Below are 22,819 nucleotides of genomic sequence, written 5' to 3' on the forward strand. Positions count from 1 at the left end.
CAAATGGGGGAGTGGCTGGCTGGATAGGGCTCAAGCAGCACCTCCGGGCAAAACCGCTCCAGTTCCAGCCGCCGGACCCTGGATCAACAGCTCGGCAATCTGGATCGCATTGAGAGCCGCACCCTTGCGGATCTGATCACCGCAGAGCCACAGCTCCAAAGAATTGGCGTCACTGAGGTCCTGGCGGATACGTCCCACCGCCACCGGATCGCGGCCCGTCACATCGGTGGGCATCGGAAAACGGTTGGCCTCAAAGTTTTCCAGCAGCTCCACGCCGGGGGCCTCAGCCAGCAGGGCTCTGGCCTCCTGCACCGGGAAGGGCTCATGAAATTCAATATTTACGGCCTCTGAATGGGCCCGCAGCACCGGCACCCGCACGCAGGTAGCCGAAAGTCGCAGCTCCGGCGTGCCCATGATCTTGCGGGTTTCGTTGAGCATCTTCAGCTCCTCCTCGCAATAACCGTTGTCCTGCAGCGGCGAGTTGTGCAGAAAAAGGTTGAAGGCCAGGGAGTGGGGCAGCACCTCACTCACGGGCTCACCACCATCGAGAACGGTGCGGCTGAGCTGGCGCAGCTCCTCCATCGCCCGGGCACCGGCGCCGCTGGCGCTCTGATAAGTGCTCACCAGCACACGCCGAATTGCCCGCCGCGCCGCCAAGGGGGCCAAAACCAGGGTGAGCAGGATTGTTGTGCAGTTGGGGTTGGCAATGATGCCCCGATGGGCAAAAGCAGCCTCGGGGTTCACTTCTGGAACCACCAACGGCACCTCCGGATCCATTCGGAAGGCGCTGGAGTTGTCGATAACCACCGCACCAGCCCGGGCCGCCACCGGAGCCCACTGGCGCGACACCGAGCCGCCGGCTGAGGCCAGCACCACGTCCACCCCTTCAAAAGCTGAGGCCTCCACGGGCCGGATCGCCAGCGATGTGCCCTGCCAGGCAATGCTTTGGCCGGCGGAGCGGGGTGACGCCAGGGGGATCAGCTCGGCCAGAGGAAAGTTGCGCTCAGCGAGCAACTCGAGCAATTCCTGGCCAACTGCGCCCGTCGCACCGAGCACCGCAACCCGCAAGGGGCGGCTGGGCAGGCAGGCAGATGGCGGGGCAGGGACGGTCTGGGCGGCGGTCAAGGGAGCGGGAAAGGAATCAAAAATTGGTGGCGGAGCTGGGGGTCAAACATCAACCCAGCTAGGGGCGGAAAGCTGCAACAAAGAGGCCGGCGGTCGTCGAAGCCGTTCTTTGCTGATTTGGGACCTATCGCCTTCGTCGTGCGCCGATACGACAATACGCGCTGAGAGCTCGGAACGGCCGCTTTCTAGGATCAGGGTCTGCAACTGTTTTCCATGAGCTCTGCCGCCGCCCCAGCCGCCAGCCCGCTGTCGATAAAGGCCAGTCCCCGTCCGGGCAGCCGCGTGGCCCTCGAGGTGGCCATCCCCGGCGGCCGCAGCCAGGCCAGCTATGACGCCGCCGTGGACAAGCTGAGTCGCAGCATCAAGCTTCCCGGCTTTCGCAAGGGCAAGGTGCCACGGCCCGTGCTGCTCCAGCAGATCGGCCCCCAACGCATCCGGGCCACCGCCCTAGAGGATCTGGTGGAGGCCGCTTTCCGGGATGCTGTTAGCCAAGAAATGGTGGCAGCCATCGGCCGGCCCGAGCTAACCGAAGGCTTCGAGGTAGTGCTGGAACGCTTCGAGCCCGGCAGCTCCCTCACCATCACCCTGGAGCTCGACGTCGAGCCCACACCAAAACTCAAGTCCACCAAAGGGCTAAAGGCTGAAGCCGAGGCAATCAGCTTCGATCCGGCCCGCATCGATGAACTGATCGAGCAATCGCGCAAGCAGCTGGCCACCCTGGTGCCCGTAGAGGGCCGCCCTGCGGCCAGCGGCGATGTAGCGGTGCTCAGCTTCAGCGGCATTTACGTGGATAGCGGCGAGGCCATCAGTGGTGGCAGCAGCGATGCCATGGAAGTCGAGCTGGAGGAGGGCCGGATGATCCCCGGCTTCGTCGAGGGTGTAATCGGCATGGCTATCGGCGCTAGCAAGACCATCGACTGCCAGTTCCCCGATACCTACCCCCAAGAAGATGCCGCCGGCCGCCAGTCGCGCTTCGAGATCAGCCTGAAAGACCTCAAGTGCCGGGAGCTGCCCGCCCTTGACGACGCCTTTGCCCAGCAAGCCAGCGACAAAGCCACCCTGGCGGAGCTGCGCGCCGATCTGGAAACCCGCCTCAAGGACGACGCCGAGCGCCGGGCCAAGGCCAGCCGCCACGACGCCCTGCTCGCCGCCCTGGTGCAAGAGCTTGAAGTGGAGCTGCCCGAAACCCTGGTTCAACAGGAAATCCGCAACCTGGTGGAGCAGACAGCAGGACAGATCGCCCAGCAGGGCATGGACGTCAAAAAGCTGTTCACCCCCGACCTGGTGCGCTCATTGATGGACACCTCCCGGCCCGAGGCTGAGGAGCGCCTGCGCCGCAGCCTGGCCCTCAAGGCCCTCGCCGCCGCCGAGGCGATCGAGGTAGAAGCCAAGGAGCTCGAAACCAAGATCAAGGAGATCAGCCGCGGCCTGAGCCAGCAGGGCAACATCGATCCTGAAAGATTGCGTCTGGCCGTTGCTGACGACCTGCTGCGCGACAAGCTGCTGGAGTGGCTTGAGGCCAACAGCACCATCACCGAAAAGGCTGCCACCCCAGCCGACGCCGACCCTGACGCTGCAGGCGAGGAGCAGGCAAAGGCCAAAGCGAAAGCCAAGGCCAAACCGGCCAAGACCCAATAGCCATGGCCAGGACCAATAGATTGGTCCTCCGAGAGCTTTACCGCGCGTGATCGACGCCACCCTTCGCCATCCCGTCCACAGCAGCTGGAGCCCCAGTGGCTCCCCCGGGGTGCTGCCCACGGTGGTGGAGCAGTCGGGCAAGGGCGACCGCGCCTTCGATATCTATTCGCGCCTGCTGCGCGAGCGGATCATCTTCCTGGGCACCGGCATCGACGATCAGGTGGCCGATTCCCTAGTCGCCCAGCTGCTGTTCCTCGAAGCCGAGGATCCGGAGAAGGACATCCAGATTTACGTGAACTCCCCAGGCGGCTCGGTGACCGCCGGTTTGGCGATCTACGACACGATGCAGCAGGTGTCCCCAGACGTGGTAACCATCTGCTACGGCCTGGCCGCCTCCATGGGTGCCTTCCTGCTCTCGGGTGGCACCAAGGGCAAGCGGCTGGCCCTGCCCAATGCCCGGATCATGATTCACCAACCCCTCGGCGGCGCCCAGGGCCAGGCGGTGGACATTGAAATCCAGGCCAAGGAGATTCTTTTTCTCAAGGACACTCTCAACGGTCTGATGGCTGAACACACCGGGCAGCCCCTCGAAAAAATCACCGAAGACACTGACCGCGACTACTTCCTTTCCCCCGCAGAGGCGGTTGAATACGGCCTGATCGATCGGGTCGTGACCGAATCCCCTGCGGCCACCGCTGCTGAGTGATTCCTTCCGGTTTGATCCTTAAGGTCAGCTGACGATCCGTTATTTCCTGTCGATCCTGGAATCAGGACTCCCCTGCCCATGGCCAAGTTCGACGCCCACCTGAAGTGCTCGTTCTGCGGCAAGTCGCAGGAACAGGTACGCAAGCTGATCGCCGGCCCGGGTGTCTACATCTGTGATGAATGTATCGATCTCTGCAACGAGATCCTGGATGAGGAGCTGGTAGACGGCCATAGCGGCACCACCAGCGGAGGGGGGAGCAGCCGCCATGCCGCCGACTCCAGCCGCGGTAAGGCCCCCAGCAAAAAAACAACCAAACCAGCTCCAACTCTGGCGGAGGTGCCCAAACCTCAAGAGATCAAGGCCTTTCTCGACCGCCAGGTGGTGGGCCAAAACGAAGCCAAAAAAAATCTTTCCGTAGCTGTTTACAACCACTACAAACGCCTCGCCTGGCAAGGCGATGGCAGGGGCGAAACCGACCAGACAGCCACCAAGCTGCACAAGAGCAACATCCTGCTGATCGGCCCCACCGGCTGCGGCAAAACGCTCCTGGCCCAGACCCTGGCCGAAATGCTCGATGTGCCCTTTGCGGTGGCCGACGCCACCACCCTCACTGAGGCGGGCTACGTCGGTGAAGACGTGGAAAACATCCTGCTGCGGCTGCTGCAGAAAGCGGATCAGGATGTGGAGCAGGCCCAGCGGGGCATCATTTACATCGACGAAATCGACAAGATCGCCCGCAAGAGCGAAAACCCCTCTATTACCCGGGACGTCTCCGGAGAAGGGGTTCAGCAGGCATTGCTGAAGATGCTCGAAGGCACCGTGGCCAACGTGCCGCCCCAGGGAGGCCGGAAGCATCCCTACCAGGAATGCATTCAGATCGACACCAGTCAGATCCTGTTTATCTGCGGTGGTGCCTTCGTCGGCCTCGAAGATGTGGTGCAGAAGCGGCTCGGCCGCAACTCCATCGGTTTCCTCAGTGCCGATGGCAGCAGCCGGCCCCGCAGCGGCAAGGATCGCCATGGGGCCGAGGTGCTGCGCCATTTAGAGCCCCAAGACCTAGTGCGCTACGGCCTGATCCCTGAATTCATTGGTCGGCTGCCGGTTAGTGCGGTGCTTGAGCCCCTCGATACGCCGGCCCTGCAAGCCATTCTCACCGAGCCCCGGGATGCCCTGATCAAGCAGTTCCAAACCCTGCTGAGCATGGACAACGTGCAGCTCGATTTCGAAGCCGGCGCTGTTGAAGCGATTGCTATCGAAGCCCATCGCCGCAAGACCGGCGCCCGGGCCCTGCGCGGCATCGTCGAAGAGCTAATGCTCGACCTGATGTACGACCTGCCCTCCCGCAATGACGTCAAGAGCTTCACCGTGACCCGGGAGCTGGTGGAGCAGCGCAGTAAGGGCAAGGTGGTGCCCCTCGGCAGCGCCAGCCTGGATTCGCCACAGCAGGCCAGCGCCTGATCGGGCGCGAAACGATGGCCGCAGCTGACCACCTGCAGGTGCCTCGCCAGCACGGTCTGTTTCTGCATCACGGCATCGATCTAGGCGACGGCAGCGTGGCCCACTACCTGGAAGGGCGCGAAATCCTGCGCAGCCCCCTGGCCGATTTCAGCCGCGGCGAACCTGTCGCGGTGGTTCCGTATGCCGCGGGCGACTGCTCCCCGGCCGGCGTGACCCTGCGGCGGGCCATGGGGCGCCTGGGCGAACAGAATTACAACCTGCTGTTCAACAACTGCGAACACTTCGCCCATTGGTGCAAGACCGGCCGGCATCGCAGCGCCCAGGTCGAGGATTTGCTGCACACCGGCAGCCTCGGGGCCCTGGCCATCGGTCAGTGGGTGCCAGCGGCCATGCTCAGTGCGGCCCGAATGCTGCTGCGCCAAGGCAACCTGGCCGAACTCGACAAGCTGCGCCAAGGCCTACAGCAGAAATTGGAGCAGGAGCTGGGCCGGGCTGAAGCGCGCTGGGGCCAAGACCGCTTCGAAACCCTGAGGCTGGCGGCCCAGAAACTGGCCGACCAACTCACGGCCGTGGAAGAACTGGAAGAGCGGCTAAGGCGCCAGCTCGAACCGGACCAGGGCCACTAATCTCAAGCCTCAGCTTCATGGGCCCAACGGCGATCTCCAGCTACCAACCCCTCCACCACAAATACCGTCCCCAGCGCTTCGACCAGCTGGTGGGGCAGGAGGCGATCGCCGCCACCCTGAGCAACGCCCTGCGCACCGGCCGGATTGCGCCGGCCTATCTGTTTTGTGGCCCCCGCGGCACGGGTAAAACCTCCAGCGCCCGCATCCTGGCCCGCTCGCTCAACTGCATCGGCAGCGATGGGCCCACCCCCGAGCCCTGTGGCATCTGCGAGCTCTGCACCTCCATCGCCGCCGGCAATGCCCTCGATGTAATCGAGATCGACGCCGCCTCCAACACCGGTGTCGACAACATCCGCGAGCTGATCGAACGCTCCCGCTTCGCTCCGGTGCAGGCCCGCTGGAAGGTGTACGTGGTGGACGAGTGCCACATGCTCTCGACCGCCGCCTTCAACGCCCTGCTCAAAACCTTGGAGGAGCCGCCACCGCGGGTGGTGTTCGTGCTGGCCACCACCGACCCCCAGCGGGTGCTGGCCACGATCCTGAGCCGCTGTCAACGCTTCGATTTCCGCCGCATCCCCCTGCAGGCCCTCGAGCAACACCTGGCCTGGATCGCTGAGCAGGAGCAGATCGGCATCACGTCAGAAGCCCTGCACGTGGTGGCCCAGCGAGCCCAGGGGGGTCTGCGGGATGCGGAGAGCCTGCTGGATCAGCTCAGCCTGCTGCCGGCGCCGATCGAGGCCACGGCGGTGTGGGAGCTGCTGGGGGCGGTGCCCGAGCAGGAGCTACTGGCCCTGGCCGGTGCCCTGGCCAGCTGCGATCCCCTCGCCCTGCTGGAGGGTTGCCGCGAGCTGCTGGAGCGGGGCCGGGAGCCCGCCGCCGTGCTGCAGGGTTTGGTGAGCCTGCTGCGGGATCTGGTGCTAGCTGGCACGGCGCCCGACCGCCTAGAGCTCACCAGCGTGTCGCCCCAGTTCCGCCAAGCCCTACCCGATCTGGCCCGCTCGATCGGCAAAGCCCGCCTGCTGCAGTGGCAGGCCCAGCTGAAGGGCAGCGAGCAGCAGCTGCGCCACAGCGTCAACCCGCGCCTGTGGCTAGAGGTGCTGCTTTTGGGCCTGCTGGCCGAGCCGGTAGCTGCCGCCCAGCCAATCTCTGCCGCAGCACCTGCCGCAGTTGCACCGGTGCTTGCACCGGCGGTCGCGCCAGTCGCCCCCCCAGCAGCCACCCCAATCCCGGCTCCGGCTCCAGCCCCAGCTCCGGTCAGCGTCGAGCCCAACAGCTCCGCCAACCTGCCCGAGCTCTGGCAGCAAATCCTGGCGGGCCTAGAGCTGCCCTCTACGCGCATGCTGCTGTCCCAACAGGCCCGGCTGGTGCGCCTCGATGAACGCCGCGCCGTGGTGCAGGTGGCCGGCAACTGGATGGCCATGGTGCAGAGCCGCCTGCCCCTGCTGGAAGCAGCGGTAGCCAAGGCCCTAGGCAGCCCGCGCCAGCTCACATTGGAAGGAGGTGGGGAGAGCGCCGCAGCAACGGTCACCGCCCCCAGTGCCGCCACCCCCAGACCGGCGCCACCACCGCCAACGCCAGCACCACTGCCAAGCCCATCACCCCTGCCAAGCCCAGCAGCGAATCAAGCCCCAGCGCCCCTACCAGCCCCAGCAGCTACTGCGCCCCCCTTAGCCGCGCCCCTCGATGACAAGGCCAGAAGGCTGGCGGAATTCTTCAATGGCGAAGTAGTTGAACTTGATGGGCCGCTCGATGAATTAACTGGCGATGCAGAGGAGGCGGCTGCTTGAGCGGGGCCAGCACAATTGAGTAATGGGTAATCAGGTGTGTAACGGGTAATCAGGCGGTGGCCGGATCTTCGATTTGGGACTCTTCCTCCTCGCCGAGGTGCATGGTCTTGGCCCAAACCAGGCTCTTGGGAAGCAGGGCCATGCGGAGAGTGGTCCAGGGAATGACCACAAACCAGTGGCTCAAATAGGCAATGCCCAGGAGCAGGTTCCAAAGGTTCATGGCCGGCAGGGCCGGGCCCTCGCTAGGGCGACGACAACCGGCCAGGATCGCTCCTCCAGAGAGCCCAAAGGCAACAAAGGAAAGGGGCCAGATGGTTGGGCGGTTGCCCGTAATTACGGCGCCGAGCAAATCGGCAATCGCCACGACCGGCAAAAAGTATTGGAGCAGGAAGAAACTAGTTAAATCAAGCTTCTGACTAGCGCTGAGACGCTCCGAAATCAGGCCGGGCCAGTAATCGAAGAAGCGCTGCAAACCGCCTTCAGCCCAACGCTGACGCTGGCGCCACAGGGCAGCCACACTCAGCACGGCCTCTTCCTGCACCGGCGGATCCCAGAGGATGCCAATCGGCTGGCCGTCGAGCAGCAGCCTGAAACTGAGGTCTAGGTCGTCGGTGACCGTGTCCTCGTTGAAACCACCGCTACTGAGCAGGGCGTCCCGGCGCAGCAGCTGGCCATTGCCGCGCAATTCAGCTACGCCTCCCACAGCTAAACGACCCTGCTGGATCACGGCATCGAGGGCCATCTCCATGGCCTGGGCCCGGGTCAACCAATTGGCGTTGGCATTCACCTCAGCTTTGCGCAGCTGCACCGCCGACCAGCCACCAGCTTCTGCGAAGGGAATCAGCCGCTCCAGCGTGTCGCTCTGAAGATCGGCATCAGCGTCGAGCACGAACATCCAGCGGCCCTGAAGCTGCTGCAGCACCAAATTAAGAGCGCCCGATTTGCCGCCGCCGGCATCTGGCTCACGCCGCAATACCTGCAGAAAAGGATGACGCTCCTGCAGCTCAGCCAAAACCTGGGGAGTGCGATCGCTGCTGGCATCGTCAATCACCCAGAGCCGCATCTGCCCCTGCGGGTAGCTCAACTGAGCAATGCGCTCCACCAGGCGGCCAATAACTGCCTGCTCATCGCGGGCCGCCACCACCACGTCCACTGCCGGCAGGGGTTCAGCCCCTTGAGGGGCGGAGGCTTGAGCTGGTTCTGAGCTGCCTAGCGAACCAAAAACCTGGCGCAACACGGTGCGCAGGCTGTAGCCCCCAAGCAGCACGGCCAGGGTGAGGGCCGGGATCAGACGCAGCGACTCATGGAGCCAATGGGGAGCCATTCCCGCCCAGCCGCAGCCGATCAGGAACAGGGCCGACTTGCCGCGACGGTGATCGGTGGTACGGCCACCCGCAGCCATGGCGATCCCGAAAGTCGCCGAACTCTAAGGGGAACTGGCGGCCGAGCCGGGCTGGGACAGGGTGCTGATGCCTGGCAACGCCCTGAGGGACTGGAGGCTGGTGCCCGGATAGTAATGATCGAGGATGCGAGCCAGGCTCCAGCCACGCCGGGCTAAGTCGATAGCTCCAGCTTGGGACAGGCCGGCGCCGTGGCCAAATCCTCCCCCTTCAAAAATCCAGCGCCCCGGGCCGTCGGGCCGCAACAGAAACAGGGTGCTGGGCAACTGCCGCAAGGTGCGGCGAATCGCATCACGGCGCAGCACCACGCTCTGCCGCACTCCGCCGGCTCCCTGCGCCTGGATTTCCAGCGCCAATACCCGTCCACTAGGGCCCCGCTCCAGCACCACCAGCCGGGTGGGCGGCAGGCCCAAGGGCAGGGCAGCGCGGCTCAAGGCCTGCTGAATCTGAGCCGAATTGAGCTGGCGAAACCAGCGGAAGCGGGGATGGTCGAAGCCATAGGCGCGGGCGGTAGCCGCCAGGGCCGCTCCGAGCCGGGCCGGCTGCAACGGCAAAGCCACAGCGGCTGCAACGGCCGGCGGACCATCTACCCGCGGCCTCAGGTAGGGGAGGGCATCCCCACTCCACACCTCCTCAAACCCGGCCGCAATCCCCCCATTTGTGGCGTGATACACGCCATGAATCGGCGCACCCTGCCAGCTCAACACTTGATATTGGGTGGCGGCAATCGCCTGGCGTACGGCTGCTCCGGCCTGGCGGGGGTCTGCGTACACCTGGCATTGGGTATCGGCGCATAGGTGGTAGCCATCCACCACGAATCTTTCCTGGTTGCGCAGGGCCCAGGTGCGGGCCAGCACCGCCTGGGCAGCCAGGGCTGCCGCGGGGGAACCGGCCCCGATCTCATGGGGCACAACCCCAAGTAGGTAGCGCTCTAAGGGCACCTCCTCCACCAATGACCAGCTGCCATAGGCATCTCCCTGGAGCCGGAACGGACCTGCAAACACCCCCCCCTGCCAGCGCAGCCCCCCCGGGGCCTCCAAGCGCAAGGGGCCCTCGAGGCGAACCGGGCCATCCGAGCGCCGCAGCTCCAAAACCAGGCGATCGCGCTGCAGCTGCTCCACCAGCCGCGGCCTAACTCCAGCGGGCACTGGGGCATCGGGCGCGGCCCACACTTCCCACTCGGCCGGGTGGGCAATCACAGGCGTAGCACCGGCCAGTCGCCAGCGGCCAGCAGCCTCCTGGGCGCTCTCGTAGCTGGCAAAGGGCCCCCATACCTGACGGCGCAGCGCTAAGGGCTGGGCCAACGGCAGCCTGCGCCAGTGCAACTGCAACCGGGGCGCCTGAAACCGCTGGCCCGTCGCACTCAGCAGGGTGAGGTTTCCAGCCGCGCTGCGTAGCTCCAAGGGAGTGGGTGGACCCAAATGGGCCGCCAGGGCCACCCAGAGCACCGGCGCTGTGGCCGCCACTGCCGGCGGAGGCTGCACGGACCAATGCAGCGCAGAAGCAGGGCCGGATCCAGTTGAAATGGGAGGTGAGGCGGCCCTACATCCCCCCGCGAGCAGCAGCGTGCTGGCCCAAACGGCTAACGGCAACAACGATTGGGCCGAAGAGGACCGGACTGAAAACATTGCTTAAAAGAAGGGGGCTTGGAGGAGGGCACTGCCACGTCGTACTCTGCTTGTTTGTGCCCGCCGCAACCCGAGAAATGCCGAAGCTCAAGACCCGCAAAGCAGCCGCCAAGCGGTTCAAGGCCACCGGCACCGGCAAGTTTCTGCGGCGCCGGGCTTTCCTCAACCACCTGCTCGATCACAAGAGCCCGAAGCGCAAGCGTCATCTGGGCACAATGGCTCTTGTTGATGAGCGCGATGCGGACAACGTGAGGGCGATGCTCCCCTACGCCTGAGCGCGACCTCGGCCGATTTTCACTTCTATCTTCCTGATCTACTGCTATGTCACGCGTCAAGAGGGGCAATGTTGCCCGCAAACGCCGTAACAAGATTCTTCGCCTAGCCCGTGGCTTCCGCGGCGGCAATGGCTCCCTCTTCCGCACCGCCAACCAGCGGGTGATGAAGGCGCTTTGCAATGCCTACCGGGACCGCCGCCGTCGCAAGCGCGACTTCCGCCGCCTCTGGATCGCCCGGATCAACGCAGCAGCTCGGCTCAATGGCCTGAGCTACAGCCGCTTTATGGGTGGCTTAAAGAAAGCGGACGTGCGCATCAACCGCAAAATGCTGGCCCAGCTTGCCGTGGTCGACCCCGGCAGCTTCACCAGCGTCGTGGGTGCAGCTTCAAACTGAGTTCCACTGGTAGGTCTTTTTGGACGCCCTCCTTCCCCAGGCCTACCTAATTGGGCTGATAGTTCTGCTGGGGGTCGCTGCTGTTGTAGTGGCCCGTCAAATCTGGCGAGTGCGCTCAGATGAAGTCACCCTGGCCAAGCTAGAGCGCAGTGAAGGCCCTAAGCCCTCAGACGCGGCCACGTTGTACGAGCTTGGCTCAGTGCAACTACGTAAGCGCTTGTACGGCCAAGCCGCCGAATCACTCAAGCAAGCTCTAAAGAAAGCTGAAGCCGCTAAAGAACCGGCTGAAGCCCAAGCCGTGATTCAAAACGCCCTTGGCTTCGCCTTGGCCGCTCAAAACAATTACAAAACGGCAATTCGTCATTACCGGCTGGCATTGGAAGCCAAACCCGCCTACCCGGTTGCACTGAATAATCTTGCCTTCGCCTTAGAAAAGCAGCTGAAGCTGGAAGAGGCCAAGCAGACCTATGAGCAGGTTATTGAGCTTGACGCCAACAACAAAACCGCCCGCAAACGGCTAAAACTTCTCGATCGCAAGGCCGGCCTGAATCGGGCGGCCTAAGCGACCATCTAGTCAACCTTCACCAAAGCCCGCGCACAGCAGAGCCGCGGCTTGTATTTGTTGTGCTGACAGGTGTCGCTACGCGGCTTGAGCTTGATAGGGGGCGCAGGTCCAGGCGGCCGCCTGGGTTGGTGAGACGGGGGGCTTGCCAACCTGACAACTGCAGGCCCTGCAGACCCGTAAATACCCCTCCCATCTCCAAACCCGCCACCTCGCACTGGCAGAGCATCAGCAGGTCGAGCTGGTCTGATTCGGCGTTGAGGTTGCCCTGCACGGGAGTGGTAACCCCTCCCACCGTGAGTTCACCGCGCAGGTCGATCATCTGGCCCATCGGCTTAACCGAGGCAAGCCTCAGCTCAGCGCTCACAATCTGGGAATTGTCAAAGGGTTGATAAGTGCCCCTCCATACGAGCGGCATCTCCCCAGCCAGCAGCAGGGCCCGGCCAACTGGATCAAAGGTCTCCGCACCACCCAGGCCACTGAGCGACTCACCACCCACGCTGGCAGCCGAGGGAGGGGTGAAAGGCACAAAGGCCTCACTGGCCAGGGGTGTGGCCGCCTGCGCAGGCAACAAACCCATTGGCAACAGAGCCAGCGGCAGGGCAGCACGAAGAACGGCCAAAGACACAACAACCAAAACCGACTAATGGGAGGCTAGGACCGTTGCCGAGATTTGGCCCTGCCCCTTGGTCACCACCGCTCCCACCAGCGAACCGCCCAGCCACCGGGATCCACTTGTGATCGGTGGGCGCAGCTTCCGCAGCCGCCTGATGACCGGCACCGGCAAATATCCGAGCCTGGCGGCCATGCAGGCCAGCCTGACGGCCAGCGACTGCGAAATCGTGACCGTTGCCGTGCGACGGGTCCAGAGCCAAGCTGCCGGCCATGTAGGCCTGCTGGAGGCCATCGACTGGCAGCGCATCTGGATGTTGCCCAACACGGCCGGCTGTGCCACCGCCGAGGAGGCGATCCGGGTGGCCCGCCTGGGACGGGAGCTGGCAAAGCTGGCAGGCCAGGAGGACAACTGCTTCGTGAAGCTGGAGGTGATTCCAGACACCCGTCATTTGCTGCCCGATCCATTCGGCACCCTGGCGGCCGCTGAGCAACTGGTGAAGGAGGGCTTCACGGTGCTGCCCTACATCAATGCCGATCCACTCCTGGCCAAGCGACTCGAAGAGGCTGGCTGCGCCACCGTGATGCCCCTAGGTTCGCCGATCGGCTCGGGCCAGGGCATCCGCAACGCCGCCAACATCGCCCTGATCATCGAAAACGCCAAGGTGCCCGTGGTGGTAGACGCCGGTATCGGCGTGCCCAGCGAAGCCGCCCAGGCCATGGAAATGGGCGCAGACGCCCTGCTGATCAACAGCGCCATTGCCCTGGCAGGCGACCCCCCGGCGATGGCGCGGGCCATGGCCATGGCCTGCGAGGCCGGCCGCAGCGCCTTCCAGGCTGGTCGGCTGCCCATACGGGCAAACGCCAATCCAAGTTCGCCCGAGGTTGGCCGGGTAGGGAGCTGAAGCTGAACGCCTGTAGTAGCTTGCGAAGCGGAGCATCCGCTCGTCCTGCAGGGGTCTGGGGTTTTCGGAATGGGCGTTGCAATGAAGGTCTTCGTTCTCGGTGGCGACGGCTTCTGCGGTTGGCCCTGCGCGGTGAACCTGGCAGATGCGGGCCATGAGGTGGTGGTCATTGACAACCTCAGCCGGCGCAAAATCGACGTCGACTTGGAGGTGGAGTCGCTGACGCCGATCGCCACCATGGGCGACCGCCTTAAGGCTTGGGAACAGGTGGGCGGCAAGCCCATGCGGTTTGTCCATCTGGACATCGCCAGGGAATACGACCGGCTGCTGGAGCTGTTACGCCACGAGCGGCCCGATTCGGTAGTGCATTTCGCCGAGCAGCGCGCAGCTCCCTACTCGATGAAAAGCAGCGCAACCAAGCGCTACACCGTCGACAACAACGTCAACGGCACCCACAACCTGCTGGCCGCGATCGTGGAGAGCGGCCTCGATATCCACATCGTGCACCTGGGCACGATGGGTGTGTACGGCTACGGCTCCCACCGCGGCGCCACCATCCCCGAGGGCTACCTCAAGGTGGAAGTGCCCCAGCCCGACGGCAGCCGCTTTGAGGAGGAAATCCTGCACCCGGCCAGCCCGGGCAGCGTTTATCACATGACCAAGACGCTGGACCAGCTGCTCTTCCTCTACTACAACAAAAACGACCAGATCCGCATCACCGACCTGCACCAGGGGATCGTCTGGGGCACCAACACCGAGGCCACCGAGCGCGACCCACGCCTCACCAACCGCTTCGACTACGACGGCGACTACGGCACCGTGCTCAACCGCTTTTTGATGCAGGCAGCAATTGGCTACCCGCTCACGGTGCACGGCACCGGCGGCCAGACCCGCGCCTTCATCCATATACGCGATTCGGTGAAGTGCGTGCAACTGGCCCTGGAAAATCCGCCGGCCAGGGGCGAGCGGGTGAAGATCTTCAACCAGATGACCGAAAGCCACCAGGTGGGTGAACTAGCCCGCAAGGTGGCGGCTCTAACTGACGCCCAGATCAATTACCTGCCCAATCCGCGCAACGAAGCCGTCGAAAACGATCTGATCGTGGATAACCGCTGCTTCATCGAGCTGGGCCTCAACCCCACCACCCTCGATGACGGCCTTCTGGCCGAGGTGGTGGATGTGGCCCGCCGCTGGGCTGATCGCTGCGACCGCAGTCGCATCCCCTGCCAGTCCGCCTGGACCCAAACCCAGGCTCAGGCCATCCAGACGGCCTGAGGCGCAACTCCAGACCCTTGAAGATCGCCTTTTTCACCGAAACCTTTCTGCCCAAGGTGGACGGCATCGTCACCCGGCTCACCAAGACGGTGCAGCACCTGGTGGCGGCTGGTGATGAGGTGCTGATCTTCTGCCCGGAAGGCGCCCCGGAGACCTACATGGGCGCCCAGGTGGTGGGGGTGCCAGCCATGCCCCTACCTCTCTATCCCGAGCTCAAGCTGGCCCTGCCGCGGCCGGCGGTGGCAGAAGCCCTGGATCGCTTCAAGCCCGATCTTGTCCACGTTGTCAATCCCGCCGTCCTGGGGCTCGGCGGCATCTGGCTGGCCAAAACAAAGGCCTATCCCCTGGTAGCCAGCTACCACACCCACCTGCCCAAATACCTGGAGCACTACGGCATGGGCATGCTCGAGCCGCTGCTGTGGGAACTGCTCAAAGCTGCCCACAACCAAGCCCGGCTCAACCTCTGCACCTCCACCGCCATGGTGCAAGAGCTAAGTGAGAAAGGAATCCAGCACACCGATTTGTGGCAGCGCGGCGTAGACACTGAGCTGTTCCAGCCGTCGCTGCGCTCCGATGCCATGCGCCAGCGGCTGCTAAACGGCCAGAGCGACACCGGCAAGCTGCTGCTCTACATCGGCCGCCTATCTGCGGAAAAACAGATCGAGCGGATCCGGCCCGTGCTTGAAGCAATGCCCGATGCCCGGCTGGCCCTAGTAGGAGATGGTCCCTACCGCCTGCAACTGGAGAAGATTTTTGCCGGCACACCTACCCACTTCGTAGGATATCTAGCCGGGCAAGAGCTGGCGGCGGCCTATGCCAGCGGCGACGCCTTTCTGTTCCCCTCCAGCACCGAAACCCTGGGCCTGGTGCTGCTCGAGGCCATGGCGGCCGGCTGCCCGGTGGTGGGTGCCAACCGCGGTGGCATCCCAGACATCGTCAGCGATGGGATCAATGGCTGCCTTTACGAACCAGACCAGGAGGGCAGCCTGGCCGCGGCCGTCGAGCGCCTGCTGGGCGATGCCAGCCAGCGGGCCGAGCTGCGCACCAACGCCCGCGAGGAAGCCGAGCGCTGGGGTTGGGCCGGAGCTACCGAACAACTGCGCGGCTACTACCAGCGCCTGCTGGCCAAGCCCGACCTGCAACTGGTGGCCTGAATCAGGACTGGGGCGGCTGCCCCGGCAGGCTGCCCCGGAACCAAGTATTCATTAAAGCCTTCACCATCGGAGCTGCCACCGTGCCGCCATAGCCGCCGGAGTTTTCCCCGAAGGCGATGATCACCAAGGTGGGCTTTTCAGCAGGGGCATAACCACCAAACCAGGCGTGATCCGGCCTAGGGGGATCCTCGCCAGTGCCGGTTTTGCCCGCCACCGGAGGCAGGTTGGGATCATTGAGGATCTTGGCGGTGCCAATGGTCACCACCTGACGCAACCCATCCCGCAGCACCTGCAGGGTGGCCGGCTTAAGGCCGATCCAGGTGCGTTTCGTAGGGCGCTCCACCAGGTGGGGCGTCACCAGCCAGCCCCCATTGGCCACCGCTGCATAAAGCCGCGCCATCTGAATCGGGGTCACCTGCAGGGCCCCCTGGCCAATGGCCGAGGTGATGGTGTCCACGGGTGTCCAGCCCTCACCCAGCACCTCCTGTTTCCAGGCCTGATCGCCCAGCAAGCCCGGGGTCTCCTCCTCCACCAGCTCAATGCCAGTGACCTGGCCGTAGCCCATGCGGCGGGCGGCCTTGAACAGCTCATCGGGGCCCACCTTGAGCCCCACCTGGTAGTAGAAGGTGTTGCTGCTCACCGCCAGGGCAAGGGGAAAGCCGATCGCCCCGTGGGCGCCATGGTCGCCGTAGCAGAGGCCCGCGTAGCAAAAGGAGTTCATCGTCATCACCTTCGAGTCGGCCGCATAGAGGCCCGATTCAAGGCCTGCCACAGAGGTGACAATCTTGAAGGTGCTGGCCGGTGGAAAGCCCTGAAAGGCGCGATTCAGCAGGGGAGCATCGGGGGAATTGAGGCTGCTCCACTGGCTCGAACTTGGCGCTGGGGAAAAAACATTGGGGTCAAAGGTGGGCCGGCTGGCCAGGGCCCGAATTGCACCGGTTTGGGGATCGAGCGCCACGATCGCCCCCTTGCGCACCCCATCGAGGGCCCGCTCTGCCGCCTGCTGCAGGGCCAGGTCCAGGGTGAGGCGCAGATCCTGGCCAGCCTTAGCTGACTTCTCCCCAATGATGCGCTGCACCTGGCCGGCGGCGTTCACCTCCACCTGCTGGCCGCCCCACTCGCCGCGCAGGTGCCCCTCAAACTGCTTCTCGACCCCACTGCGGCCCACCCGATCCTGGATCCGATAGCCATTGGGCTGGAGCTGGGTGTATTCGTCTTCCGTGATCCCGCTGGTGTAACCGAGCACGTGGGCCGCCAATCGACCGTGGGGATAGCTGCGCAGGATGTCCACATCCACCTCGGCGCCCTGGAGCCCGGCGGCCTGCTCCCGGAAGCGCAGCACCTGCTCCGACTTGAGGCCGCTAGCCAACGCGATGCGAAACCCCTCGGCATTGGCGCCGCTGCGGCGCTTCTCGTCCAGCTGGGCCGCAGGCAACCCAACCACCGTCGCCAAGCGATCTCGCAAGGCCGGCCACTGGGTGACACCCACCTCCCGCGGCTGGATATAGAGGTTGTAGGTGAGCCGGCTGGTGGCCAGCACCTGGCCATGACGATCCAAAAGGCGACCCCGGATCGGGTTGCGGGGCAGCAGCCGGATTCGGTTTTCATCGGCCCTGGCGCGGTTCTCAGCGCCATGCAACAACTGCAACCAGGCCAAGCGCGCCACCATGGCGCCGCTGAACAGCAACACCACAGCTAGCAGCAGGGCCGACTGACGGCCCATGCCGGTGTGACGGGAGGTGGCTGGACCAAAGGCCATGGTCAGGCGCTGGGCTCGAGTCGCTGCTCCAGCTGCTCCAGTCGAGCAGCAATGCGGGCCAAACCCTCCTGCAGCTCTAAGGCGTCCTGGGGATCGGCCATCTCGGTGGCCACGTCGTGGACCTCCACCTTCATCACCGGGTTGCCCAGGCCGGGGCTGACCCGATCCAAACCCTGGCGCAGCTGACTAGCGGCGGGCTCGCCCTCCTGCCGCAGGCTGCCGAGGGGATCGGCCTCCTGGCCGTCAAAGGCTGCCATCACCTCGCGCGCCCCGCCCTTACGGGCCCGTTCCACCACCGCCAAACCCACGGGCAGGACGTCCTGCATCAAGGTGAGCCGGAGAGCATCAAAGGGGTCGGTGGCCATGGCGGCGTTCCTGGCTCAGGAACCACAGTCTGACCTGCCTGCAGCCCGGTGCTCAGGGAGCCAGCCGCTGGATCCCTGGATCAACGATCACCTGACGGCAGTTCTGCTGGCTACCCCACCACCAGCCCGCCGCCACGGCGATCACCAGCAGCGAGGCCAACGGCACCAAGGCCTGGCGGGTGACATCAAGGGCCAGCCATTCGCCCCAGCCCCGCAGGGTGCGGTCCCGGTCAAAGCGTCGCCGCGCCTTCTCCTCCTCCTGCTGGCGCCGGCGCAGGGAGCGGGTCACCCAGCGCTCAAATGATTTCTTCTTAGTGACCGCCATCTTGCGCTCGACCTCGAGCAGATGGCCGGCCGAGAGCTCAGGGTTGAAGGTGCTGATCAGCTCCAGGCTCTTGAGGAACATCTCCACGGCGCCATCTTTGGCGGCCCGCTCGCCCTCCTCCAGCAGCTCCCAGTCCACCTCGGGATAAAAGCGCAGCCGGTTGCTGGCGATCTGCTCTTCCATCAACTGGCCTGGCTCCCGCAGCCAGCGGTCCGTATTGGCATCGAAACGGCGCCAATACAGAAAGGGATTGAGATAGATGGTTTTGCCGGCCAGGACGATGCTGTCCTGCTGCAGCCGTCGCTGTATGTCGGGATCAGGGGGTGTCGAGCTGGGGGGCGCGGAGACGGCAGTCACGACGTATGGGCTGGGAGCCGATGGTATCGAAGGTCGGCGTTCCGGGCTACTCCCATTCGATGGTGCCCGGCGGTTTGCTGGTGATGTCGAGCACCACCCGGTTCACACCCTTGACCTCATTGACGATGCGGTTGGAGATTTTCTCGAGTAGGTCGTAGGGAAGGCGAGACCAATCGGCCGTCATGCCGTCTTCCGAGGAGACGCAGCGCAGCACGATCGGGAAGGCATAGGTGCGTTTATCGCCCATCACGCCCACGCTGCGCACCGGCAGCAACACGGCAAAAGCCTGCCAGATCTCGTTGTAGAGGCCCGCCTCCTTCACCTCCTCGCGCACGACCAGGTCGGCGTCACGAAGGATGTTGAGCTTCTCGCTGGTGACCTCACCGAGGATGCGAATCGCCAGACCAGGACCAGGGAAGGGGTGCCGGCCAACGATTTCCTGGGGCAGGCCCAGGCTGCGGCCCACCTTGCGCACCTCGTCTTTAAACAAACGACGCAGGGGTTCCACCAGCTTGAACTGCAGATCCTTGGGCAGGCCACCGACGTTGTGGTGGCTTTTAATCTTCACCGCCACCCGCTCACCGGTTTTGGGATCAATGCCCGTGCCGGCGCTCTCGATCACATCGGGATAAAGGGTGCCCTGGGCCAGGTAGTCGAAAGGGCCGAGGCGCTTGCTCTCCTCTTCGAACACCCGGATGAATTCCGTGCCGATCAGCTTGCGCTTCTCCTCCGGGTCGGTGATGCCATCGAGCTTGCTGATGAAGCGCTCGCGGGCATTGATGTATTCCACATTGATGTGGAAGCGCTTGTCGAAAAACTCCACCAGGAACTCAGGCTCGCCTTTGCGCATGAAGCCTTGATCGATGAACATGCAGGTGAGCTGGTCACCAATCGCCTTATGCAGCAAAAAGGCGAGGGTGGAGGAATCAACGCCTCCCGAGAGAGCGAGCAACACCTTCTTATCGCCGACTTGGGCGCGCACATCAGCCACCGCTTCGTCAATGAAAGCTGCTGTGGTCCAATCGGCCTCACAACCACAAATGTGGTACACGAAATTGCGCAGCATGGCCATGCCGCCGGTGGAGTGCACCACCTCGGGATGAAACTGCACGCCGTATAAGCGCCGCTGGTGATCAGCGACGGCGGCCTCTGGGGTGTTGTCGGTATGAGCCAGCCGCAAGAAGCCCTCGGGTAGCCGTTCCACCGAGTCGCCGTGGCTCATCCACATCGTCGAGCCGTCTTCGACGTTGGTGAGCAAATCGATCGGGTCGTCAACGTGCAGTGGAGCCTTGCCGTATTCCGCCCGACCGGCGGCCACCACCGAGCCACCCAGCTGCTGCACCATCAGCTGCATGCCGTAGCAAACGCCCAGCACCGGAATCCCTAGCTCCCAAATAGCGGGGTCGCACACGGGTGCCCCCGGCTCATACACCGAACTGGGACCGCCGCTGAGAATGATGCCCCGGGGGGCAATCGCCCGCAGCTCCTCGGCGGTGGTGGTGTAGCCCATCACCAGGGAGAAGACTTCGGTTTCCCTCACCCGCCTGGCGATCAGCTCCGAATACTGGGAGCCGAAATCAAGAATCACGATCGCCGGATAGCGCGTCGACTGGGAGGTGGCGTCGAGCTGGGGCACTGGGGCGGTAGGGGAAGCGGTGGAAGACATCGACAACGCTGGGCCCTGGAGCATTCGAACCAGCCTAGGCGTCACTCTGGGCAAGGCTGCGTAAAGCCGTGAGCAACTCCAAGCCAACCGGGCCCTGGCCGCAGATCTGGCGGGAGCGATCGAACAGCACGGCCCCCACCGCCATCGACTCCTGGCCATAGCGGGCCAGATAGCGCAGGCTGCGCTGCTCCACCGCCGCCGCAATGGCCTGACGCAGGCGCTCGGCCCGCGGAGCGTCCCGCTGGGCCAGCTCTGCTAGGGCCGCCTCCACGGTGGGGGCATCGTGAAGGGCTTGCAGGGCCTCCCCGCCCAGCCCGGCAAGGGCCGCCAGGGCCGTGAGCACCTCGGCGCGGCCATCGGCCAGGTGGTGGTGGGTGTGGAAGATGCCGCCGGCCAGCTTGATCAATTTGCCCTGATAACCCAGTAGCAGCAGGCGGCGCACGCCGGCCTCGGCTGCCGCCACGAGCAGCGGTCCGAGCCAGTTGCCCGCCTTGAGCAAAAGCTCAGGCGGCAACCCCAGCCTGGGCGCCAGATCAAGCCCGTTCTCACCGATCACCAGCACCAGATCAGCGCAAAAAGCAGGCGCTGCGGCGCGTTCGCGCAGAGCCGCAAGGGCCTGGGCCAGCTGGTCGGGGCCGGCGCTGCGCTGCACCTCAGCCTGGGTACCGATCAAAGCCAGGCCATCCACCACCCCAAAGGCGGCATTGCTGGTGCGCTCGGCCAGACGCCTGCCCTCTGGAATCACCACCTGCAGCTCCAAACGCCGTCCCTGCGGCAGCAGGGGCCGCAGGTTGCACTCGAGCAGCTGTTCGGCATAGGCCGACACGCACGCCTCACCACTGGCCTGCAGCACCCCCACCCCCTCGCCAGCCCGCAACTCGAGCCACCTACCTGGCCCCTCCAGCCAGCGCAATTGCACCCATAGCTGCAGGCCACGGGTGAGGTCGAGCACCTCCGGCCCCGGATCACAGCTGGACATGGCCAGCACCCAGCCATCGGCCAAGGGCGCGGCCGCTTGCACCGGCACCCGGGCGGGCAGCTCGCCGGCTGCCTCGGCTTCGGGATGGAGCCAAAGGGGCTGGTAACTCTGCCAGGGCTTGCCGAGCAGGGTCACCAGGGCCGCCCGGGCTGCGGCCGTGAGCCACACCGGCACGGTGTATCCAGCAGTGGCATCCGCCGAAGAAGCCTCGATTTGGGTCAGCTCAAGCAACGGGCGAAAGCACACTGGTTTTTTATGGTGGTTGATTGTGCGGTCCGCCGCCGCCCGCAGTACCCCCTAGCCATGCAGGACAAACTCAGCCTGATGATCCCAGGCCCCACCCCGGTGCCGGAGCGCGTCCTGCTTGCCATGGGCCGCCATCCGATCGGCCACCGCAGCGCCGACTTTCAGAAAATCGTTAAGCGCACCACCCAACAGCTGCAGTGGCTACATCAGACAAAGGGCGACGTGCTGGTGATCACAGGCAGCGGCACCGCTGCCATGGAGGCGGGAATCATCAACGTGCTTAGCAAGGGCGACACGGTGCTCTGCGGCGACAACGGCAAGTTTGGCGAGCGCTGGGTGAAGCTGGCCAAGGCCTATGGCCTGAACGTGCAGGTGGTCCAGGCCGAATGGGGCCAGCCCCTGGATCCAGAGGCCTTCCGCGTCGCCCTTGAAGCCGACACTGCCAAAGCGATCAAGGCCGTGATCCTCACCCACTCGGAAACCTCCACTGGGGTGATCAACGATCTGCAGACCATCGCCTCGCACGTCAAGGCCCACGGCACCGCCCTCTGCATCGCCGACTGCGTCACCAGCCTGGGCGCCTGCAATGTGCCCATGGAGGACTGGGGCATCGACGTGATCGGCTCCGGCTCCCAGAAGGGCTACATGATGCCGCCGGGGTTGGCTTTCGTGGCCATGAGCGACCGGGCCTGGGAAGCCTGCAAGCACTCAGATCTGCCGAAGTTTTATCTAGATCTGGCCAAATACCGCAAATCGGCCCATGCCGACAGCAACCCCTTCACCCCGGCCATCAACCTCTACTTCGCCCTCGAAGCAGCCCTGGAAATGATGCAAGCAGAGGGCCTTGAAAAGATCTTTGCCCGCCATGCCCGTCACCGGGCCGCCGCCCAGGCAGGCATGCAGGCGATTGGTCTGCCCCTCTATGCCGCGGAGGGCTGCGGCAGCCCGGCCATCACCGCTGTGGCGCCAGAAGGCATCGACGCCGAAGCGATGCGCAAAGCCGTGAAAGAAAAGTTCGACATCCTGCTGGCTGGTGGCCAGGATCACCTCAAGGGCAAGGTGTTCCGCATCGGCCACCTGGGCTTTGTTTGTGATCGCGACGTGCTCACCGCCGTAGCTGCCATCGAAGCAACCCTGCAGGATCTGGGCTTACACAAAGGCAGCGCCGGTGCTGGCGTAGCCGCCTGTGCAGCAGCCCTGGCCCAGGGCTGAGCAAACGTCTGGGGAGAGCAGGCTTTGCGCCGTTCTCCCCAAGACTCTGCTAATTTGATTTATACACTTTGCGGGTGTAATTCAGTGGTAGAATGTCAGCTTCCCAAGCTGAACGTCGCCGGTTCGAATCCGGTCACCCGCTTTATTCTCAGTCCCTGGATTTAGGCCAAAGGCGAATTGGGCCAGGGCCAATTCAACTCAGAGAAACTAGCCTGATTCAGCCACGGGGCTTGATCAACTGCAAAACCTGGGGGCCGGTGGCCGCCATCCGGCGCTCGCCATCCAAAGCAGCAATGATGAAGCGCGCGGCCTGGGACAAATCTCCTTGCTCAGCAGCAAGGCGCGCCCGGGCCTCATCGGCCCGA

The 22,819-nt window shown here is 64.4% G+C and carries 21 protein-coding genes and 1 tRNA gene; 13 read left to right on the forward strand and 9 right to left on the reverse strand.

Features of this window, described 5'->3' with window-relative positions; translation table 11 throughout:
- Positions 1-30: 30 nt before the first annotated feature.
- Positions 31-1,125, reverse strand: coding sequence for an aspartate-semialdehyde dehydrogenase (locus tag U9970_RS12265; protein WP_322764425.1), 1,095 nt, complete (start codon positions 1,123-1,125; stop codon positions 31-33).
- 213 nt (positions 1,126-1,338) lie between these two features.
- Here U9970_RS12265 and tig point away from each other — a divergent pair, with 213 nt between their 5' ends.
- The 5 genes from tig (at position 1,339) to U9970_RS12290 (ending at position 7,340) form a co-directional block, all read left to right on the forward strand.
- Positions 1,339-2,763 (forward strand): trigger factor, encoded by a 1,425-nt coding sequence (gene tig / locus U9970_RS12270; protein ID WP_322764426.1) that lies wholly within the window; start codon positions 1,339-1,341, stop codon positions 2,761-2,763.
- 46 nt (positions 2,764-2,809) lie between these two features.
- A complete protein-coding gene (gene clpP / locus U9970_RS12275; RefSeq protein ID WP_106632476.1) occupies positions 2,810-3,469 on the forward strand; it encodes an ATP-dependent Clp endopeptidase proteolytic subunit ClpP in 660 nt (219 codons plus the stop codon).
- A gap of 78 nt (positions 3,470-3,547) precedes the next feature.
- Positions 3,548-4,927 carry an ATP-dependent protease ATP-binding subunit ClpX gene (gene clpX / locus U9970_RS12280; protein ID WP_322764427.1) on the forward strand — a complete coding sequence of 460 codons (1,380 nt, stop codon included), beginning with the start codon at positions 3,548-3,550 and terminating at the stop codon, positions 4,925-4,927.
- A 14-nt stretch (positions 4,928-4,941) separates the two neighbouring features.
- Positions 4,942-5,553 (forward strand): lecithin retinol acyltransferase family protein, encoded by a 612-nt coding sequence (locus tag U9970_RS12285; protein WP_322764428.1) that lies wholly within the window; start codon positions 4,942-4,944, stop codon positions 5,551-5,553.
- 17 nt (positions 5,554-5,570) lie between these two features.
- A complete protein-coding gene (locus U9970_RS12290; protein ID WP_322764429.1) occupies positions 5,571-7,340 on the forward strand; it encodes a DNA polymerase III subunit gamma/tau in 1,770 nt (589 codons plus the stop codon).
- Between the two features lie 49 nt (positions 7,341-7,389).
- Here the strand turns inward: U9970_RS12290 and U9970_RS12295 are convergent, their stop codons facing one another.
- Both U9970_RS12295 and U9970_RS12300 read right to left on the reverse strand, forming a co-directional pair.
- Positions 7,390-8,742 (reverse strand): glycosyltransferase, encoded by a 1,353-nt coding sequence (locus U9970_RS12295; RefSeq protein ID WP_322764430.1) that lies wholly within the window; start codon positions 8,740-8,742, stop codon positions 7,390-7,392.
- Positions 8,743-8,766: 24 nt separating this feature from the next.
- Positions 8,767-10,224: a SpoIID/LytB domain-containing protein gene (locus U9970_RS12300; RefSeq protein ID WP_322764431.1), complete on the reverse strand. Its 1,458-nt coding sequence runs from the start codon at positions 10,222-10,224 to the stop codon at positions 8,767-8,769.
- Positions 10,225-10,445: 221 nt separating this feature from the next.
- Here U9970_RS12300 and rpmI point away from each other — a divergent pair, with 221 nt between their 5' ends.
- The 3 genes from rpmI to U9970_RS12315 all read left to right on the forward strand — a co-directional run bounded on the left by rpmI (position 10,446) and on the right by U9970_RS12315 (position 11,599).
- Positions 10,446-10,643 (forward strand): 50S ribosomal protein L35, encoded by a 198-nt coding sequence (gene rpmI, locus U9970_RS12305; RefSeq protein ID WP_254960546.1) that lies wholly within the window; start codon positions 10,446-10,448, stop codon positions 10,641-10,643.
- Between the two features lie 46 nt (positions 10,644-10,689).
- Positions 10,690-11,037, forward strand: a complete 348-nt coding sequence (gene rplT / locus U9970_RS12310; RefSeq protein WP_254960547.1) for a 50S ribosomal protein L20 — start codon at positions 10,690-10,692, stop codon at positions 11,035-11,037.
- 217 nt (positions 11,038-11,254) lie between these two features.
- Positions 11,255-11,599 carry a tetratricopeptide repeat protein gene (locus U9970_RS12315; protein WP_322764432.1) on the forward strand — a complete coding sequence of 115 codons (345 nt, stop codon included), beginning with the start codon at positions 11,255-11,257 and terminating at the stop codon, positions 11,597-11,599.
- 19 nt (positions 11,600-11,618) lie between these two features.
- Here the strand turns inward: U9970_RS12315 and U9970_RS12320 are convergent, their stop codons facing one another.
- Entirely contained in the window at positions 11,619-12,227 is a 609-nt protein-coding gene (locus U9970_RS12320) for a hypothetical protein (protein WP_322764433.1), read from the reverse strand.
- Between the two features lie 142 nt (positions 12,228-12,369).
- On the opposite strand from U9970_RS12320, the gene U9970_RS12325 reads away from it, so the two are divergent.
- The 3 genes from U9970_RS12325 to U9970_RS12335 all read left to right on the forward strand — a co-directional run bounded on the left by U9970_RS12325 (position 12,370) and on the right by U9970_RS12335 (position 15,545).
- A complete protein-coding gene (locus U9970_RS12325; protein ID WP_322766131.1) occupies positions 12,370-13,116 on the forward strand; it encodes a thiazole synthase in 747 nt (248 codons plus the stop codon).
- An 81-nt stretch (positions 13,117-13,197) separates the two neighbouring features.
- Positions 13,198-14,391: an NAD-dependent epimerase/dehydratase family protein gene (locus tag U9970_RS12330; RefSeq protein ID WP_254935280.1), complete on the forward strand. Its 1,194-nt coding sequence runs from the start codon at positions 13,198-13,200 to the stop codon at positions 14,389-14,391.
- A gap of 17 nt (positions 14,392-14,408) precedes the next feature.
- Positions 14,409-15,545 (forward strand): glycosyltransferase family 4 protein, encoded by a 1,137-nt coding sequence (locus U9970_RS12335; RefSeq protein ID WP_322764434.1) that lies wholly within the window; start codon positions 14,409-14,411, stop codon positions 15,543-15,545.
- A 1-nt stretch (position 15,546) separates the two neighbouring features.
- Here U9970_RS12335 and mrdA read toward each other — a convergent pair whose 3' ends face one another.
- Genes mrdA through cbiD form a run of 5 tightly spaced genes read right to left on the reverse strand, consistent with a single transcriptional unit; the run spans position 15,547 to position 21,209 of the window.
- Positions 15,547-17,304 (reverse strand): penicillin-binding protein 2, encoded by a 1,758-nt coding sequence (mrdA, locus tag U9970_RS12340; RefSeq protein ID WP_322764435.1) that lies wholly within the window; start codon positions 17,302-17,304, stop codon positions 15,547-15,549.
- 2 nt (positions 17,305-17,306) lie between these two features.
- The gene (locus U9970_RS12345) at positions 17,307-17,669 is read right to left on the reverse strand and encodes a hypothetical protein (protein WP_322764436.1); all 363 of its coding nucleotides are present in this window, start codon (positions 17,667-17,669) and stop codon (positions 17,307-17,309) included.
- A gap of 52 nt (positions 17,670-17,721) precedes the next feature.
- Positions 17,722-18,351, reverse strand: coding sequence for a hypothetical protein (locus U9970_RS12350; protein ID WP_322764437.1), 630 nt, complete (start codon positions 18,349-18,351; stop codon positions 17,722-17,724).
- A 46-nt stretch (positions 18,352-18,397) separates the two neighbouring features.
- On the reverse strand, positions 18,398-20,017 hold the full coding sequence (gene guaA / locus U9970_RS12355; RefSeq protein WP_255022602.1) for a glutamine-hydrolyzing GMP synthase: 1,620 nt from the start codon (positions 20,015-20,017) through the stop codon (positions 18,398-18,400).
- A gap of 34 nt (positions 20,018-20,051) precedes the next feature.
- Positions 20,052-21,209: a cobalt-precorrin-5B (C(1))-methyltransferase CbiD gene (gene cbiD, locus U9970_RS12360; RefSeq protein ID WP_322766132.1), complete on the reverse strand. Its 1,158-nt coding sequence runs from the start codon at positions 21,207-21,209 to the stop codon at positions 20,052-20,054.
- A 90-nt stretch (positions 21,210-21,299) separates the two neighbouring features.
- On the opposite strand from cbiD, the gene U9970_RS12365 reads away from it, so the two are divergent.
- Together U9970_RS12365 and U9970_RS12370 are read left to right on the forward strand one after the other, a co-directional pair.
- The gene (locus U9970_RS12365) at positions 21,300-22,454 is read left to right on the forward strand and encodes a pyridoxal-phosphate-dependent aminotransferase family protein (RefSeq protein ID WP_322766133.1); all 1,155 of its coding nucleotides are present in this window, start codon (positions 21,300-21,302) and stop codon (positions 22,452-22,454) included.
- 70 nt (positions 22,455-22,524) lie between these two features.
- Positions 22,525-22,596: transfer RNA gene (locus U9970_RS12370), tRNA-Gly, on the forward strand.
- Positions 22,597-22,819: the final 223 nt, after the last annotated feature.

Origin of the sequence: Cyanobium usitatum str. Tous (genome assembly GCF_963920485.1) — a bacterium.
GTDB lineage: Bacteria > Cyanobacteriota > Cyanobacteriia > PCC-6307 > Cyanobiaceae > Cyanobium_A > Cyanobium_A usitatum_A.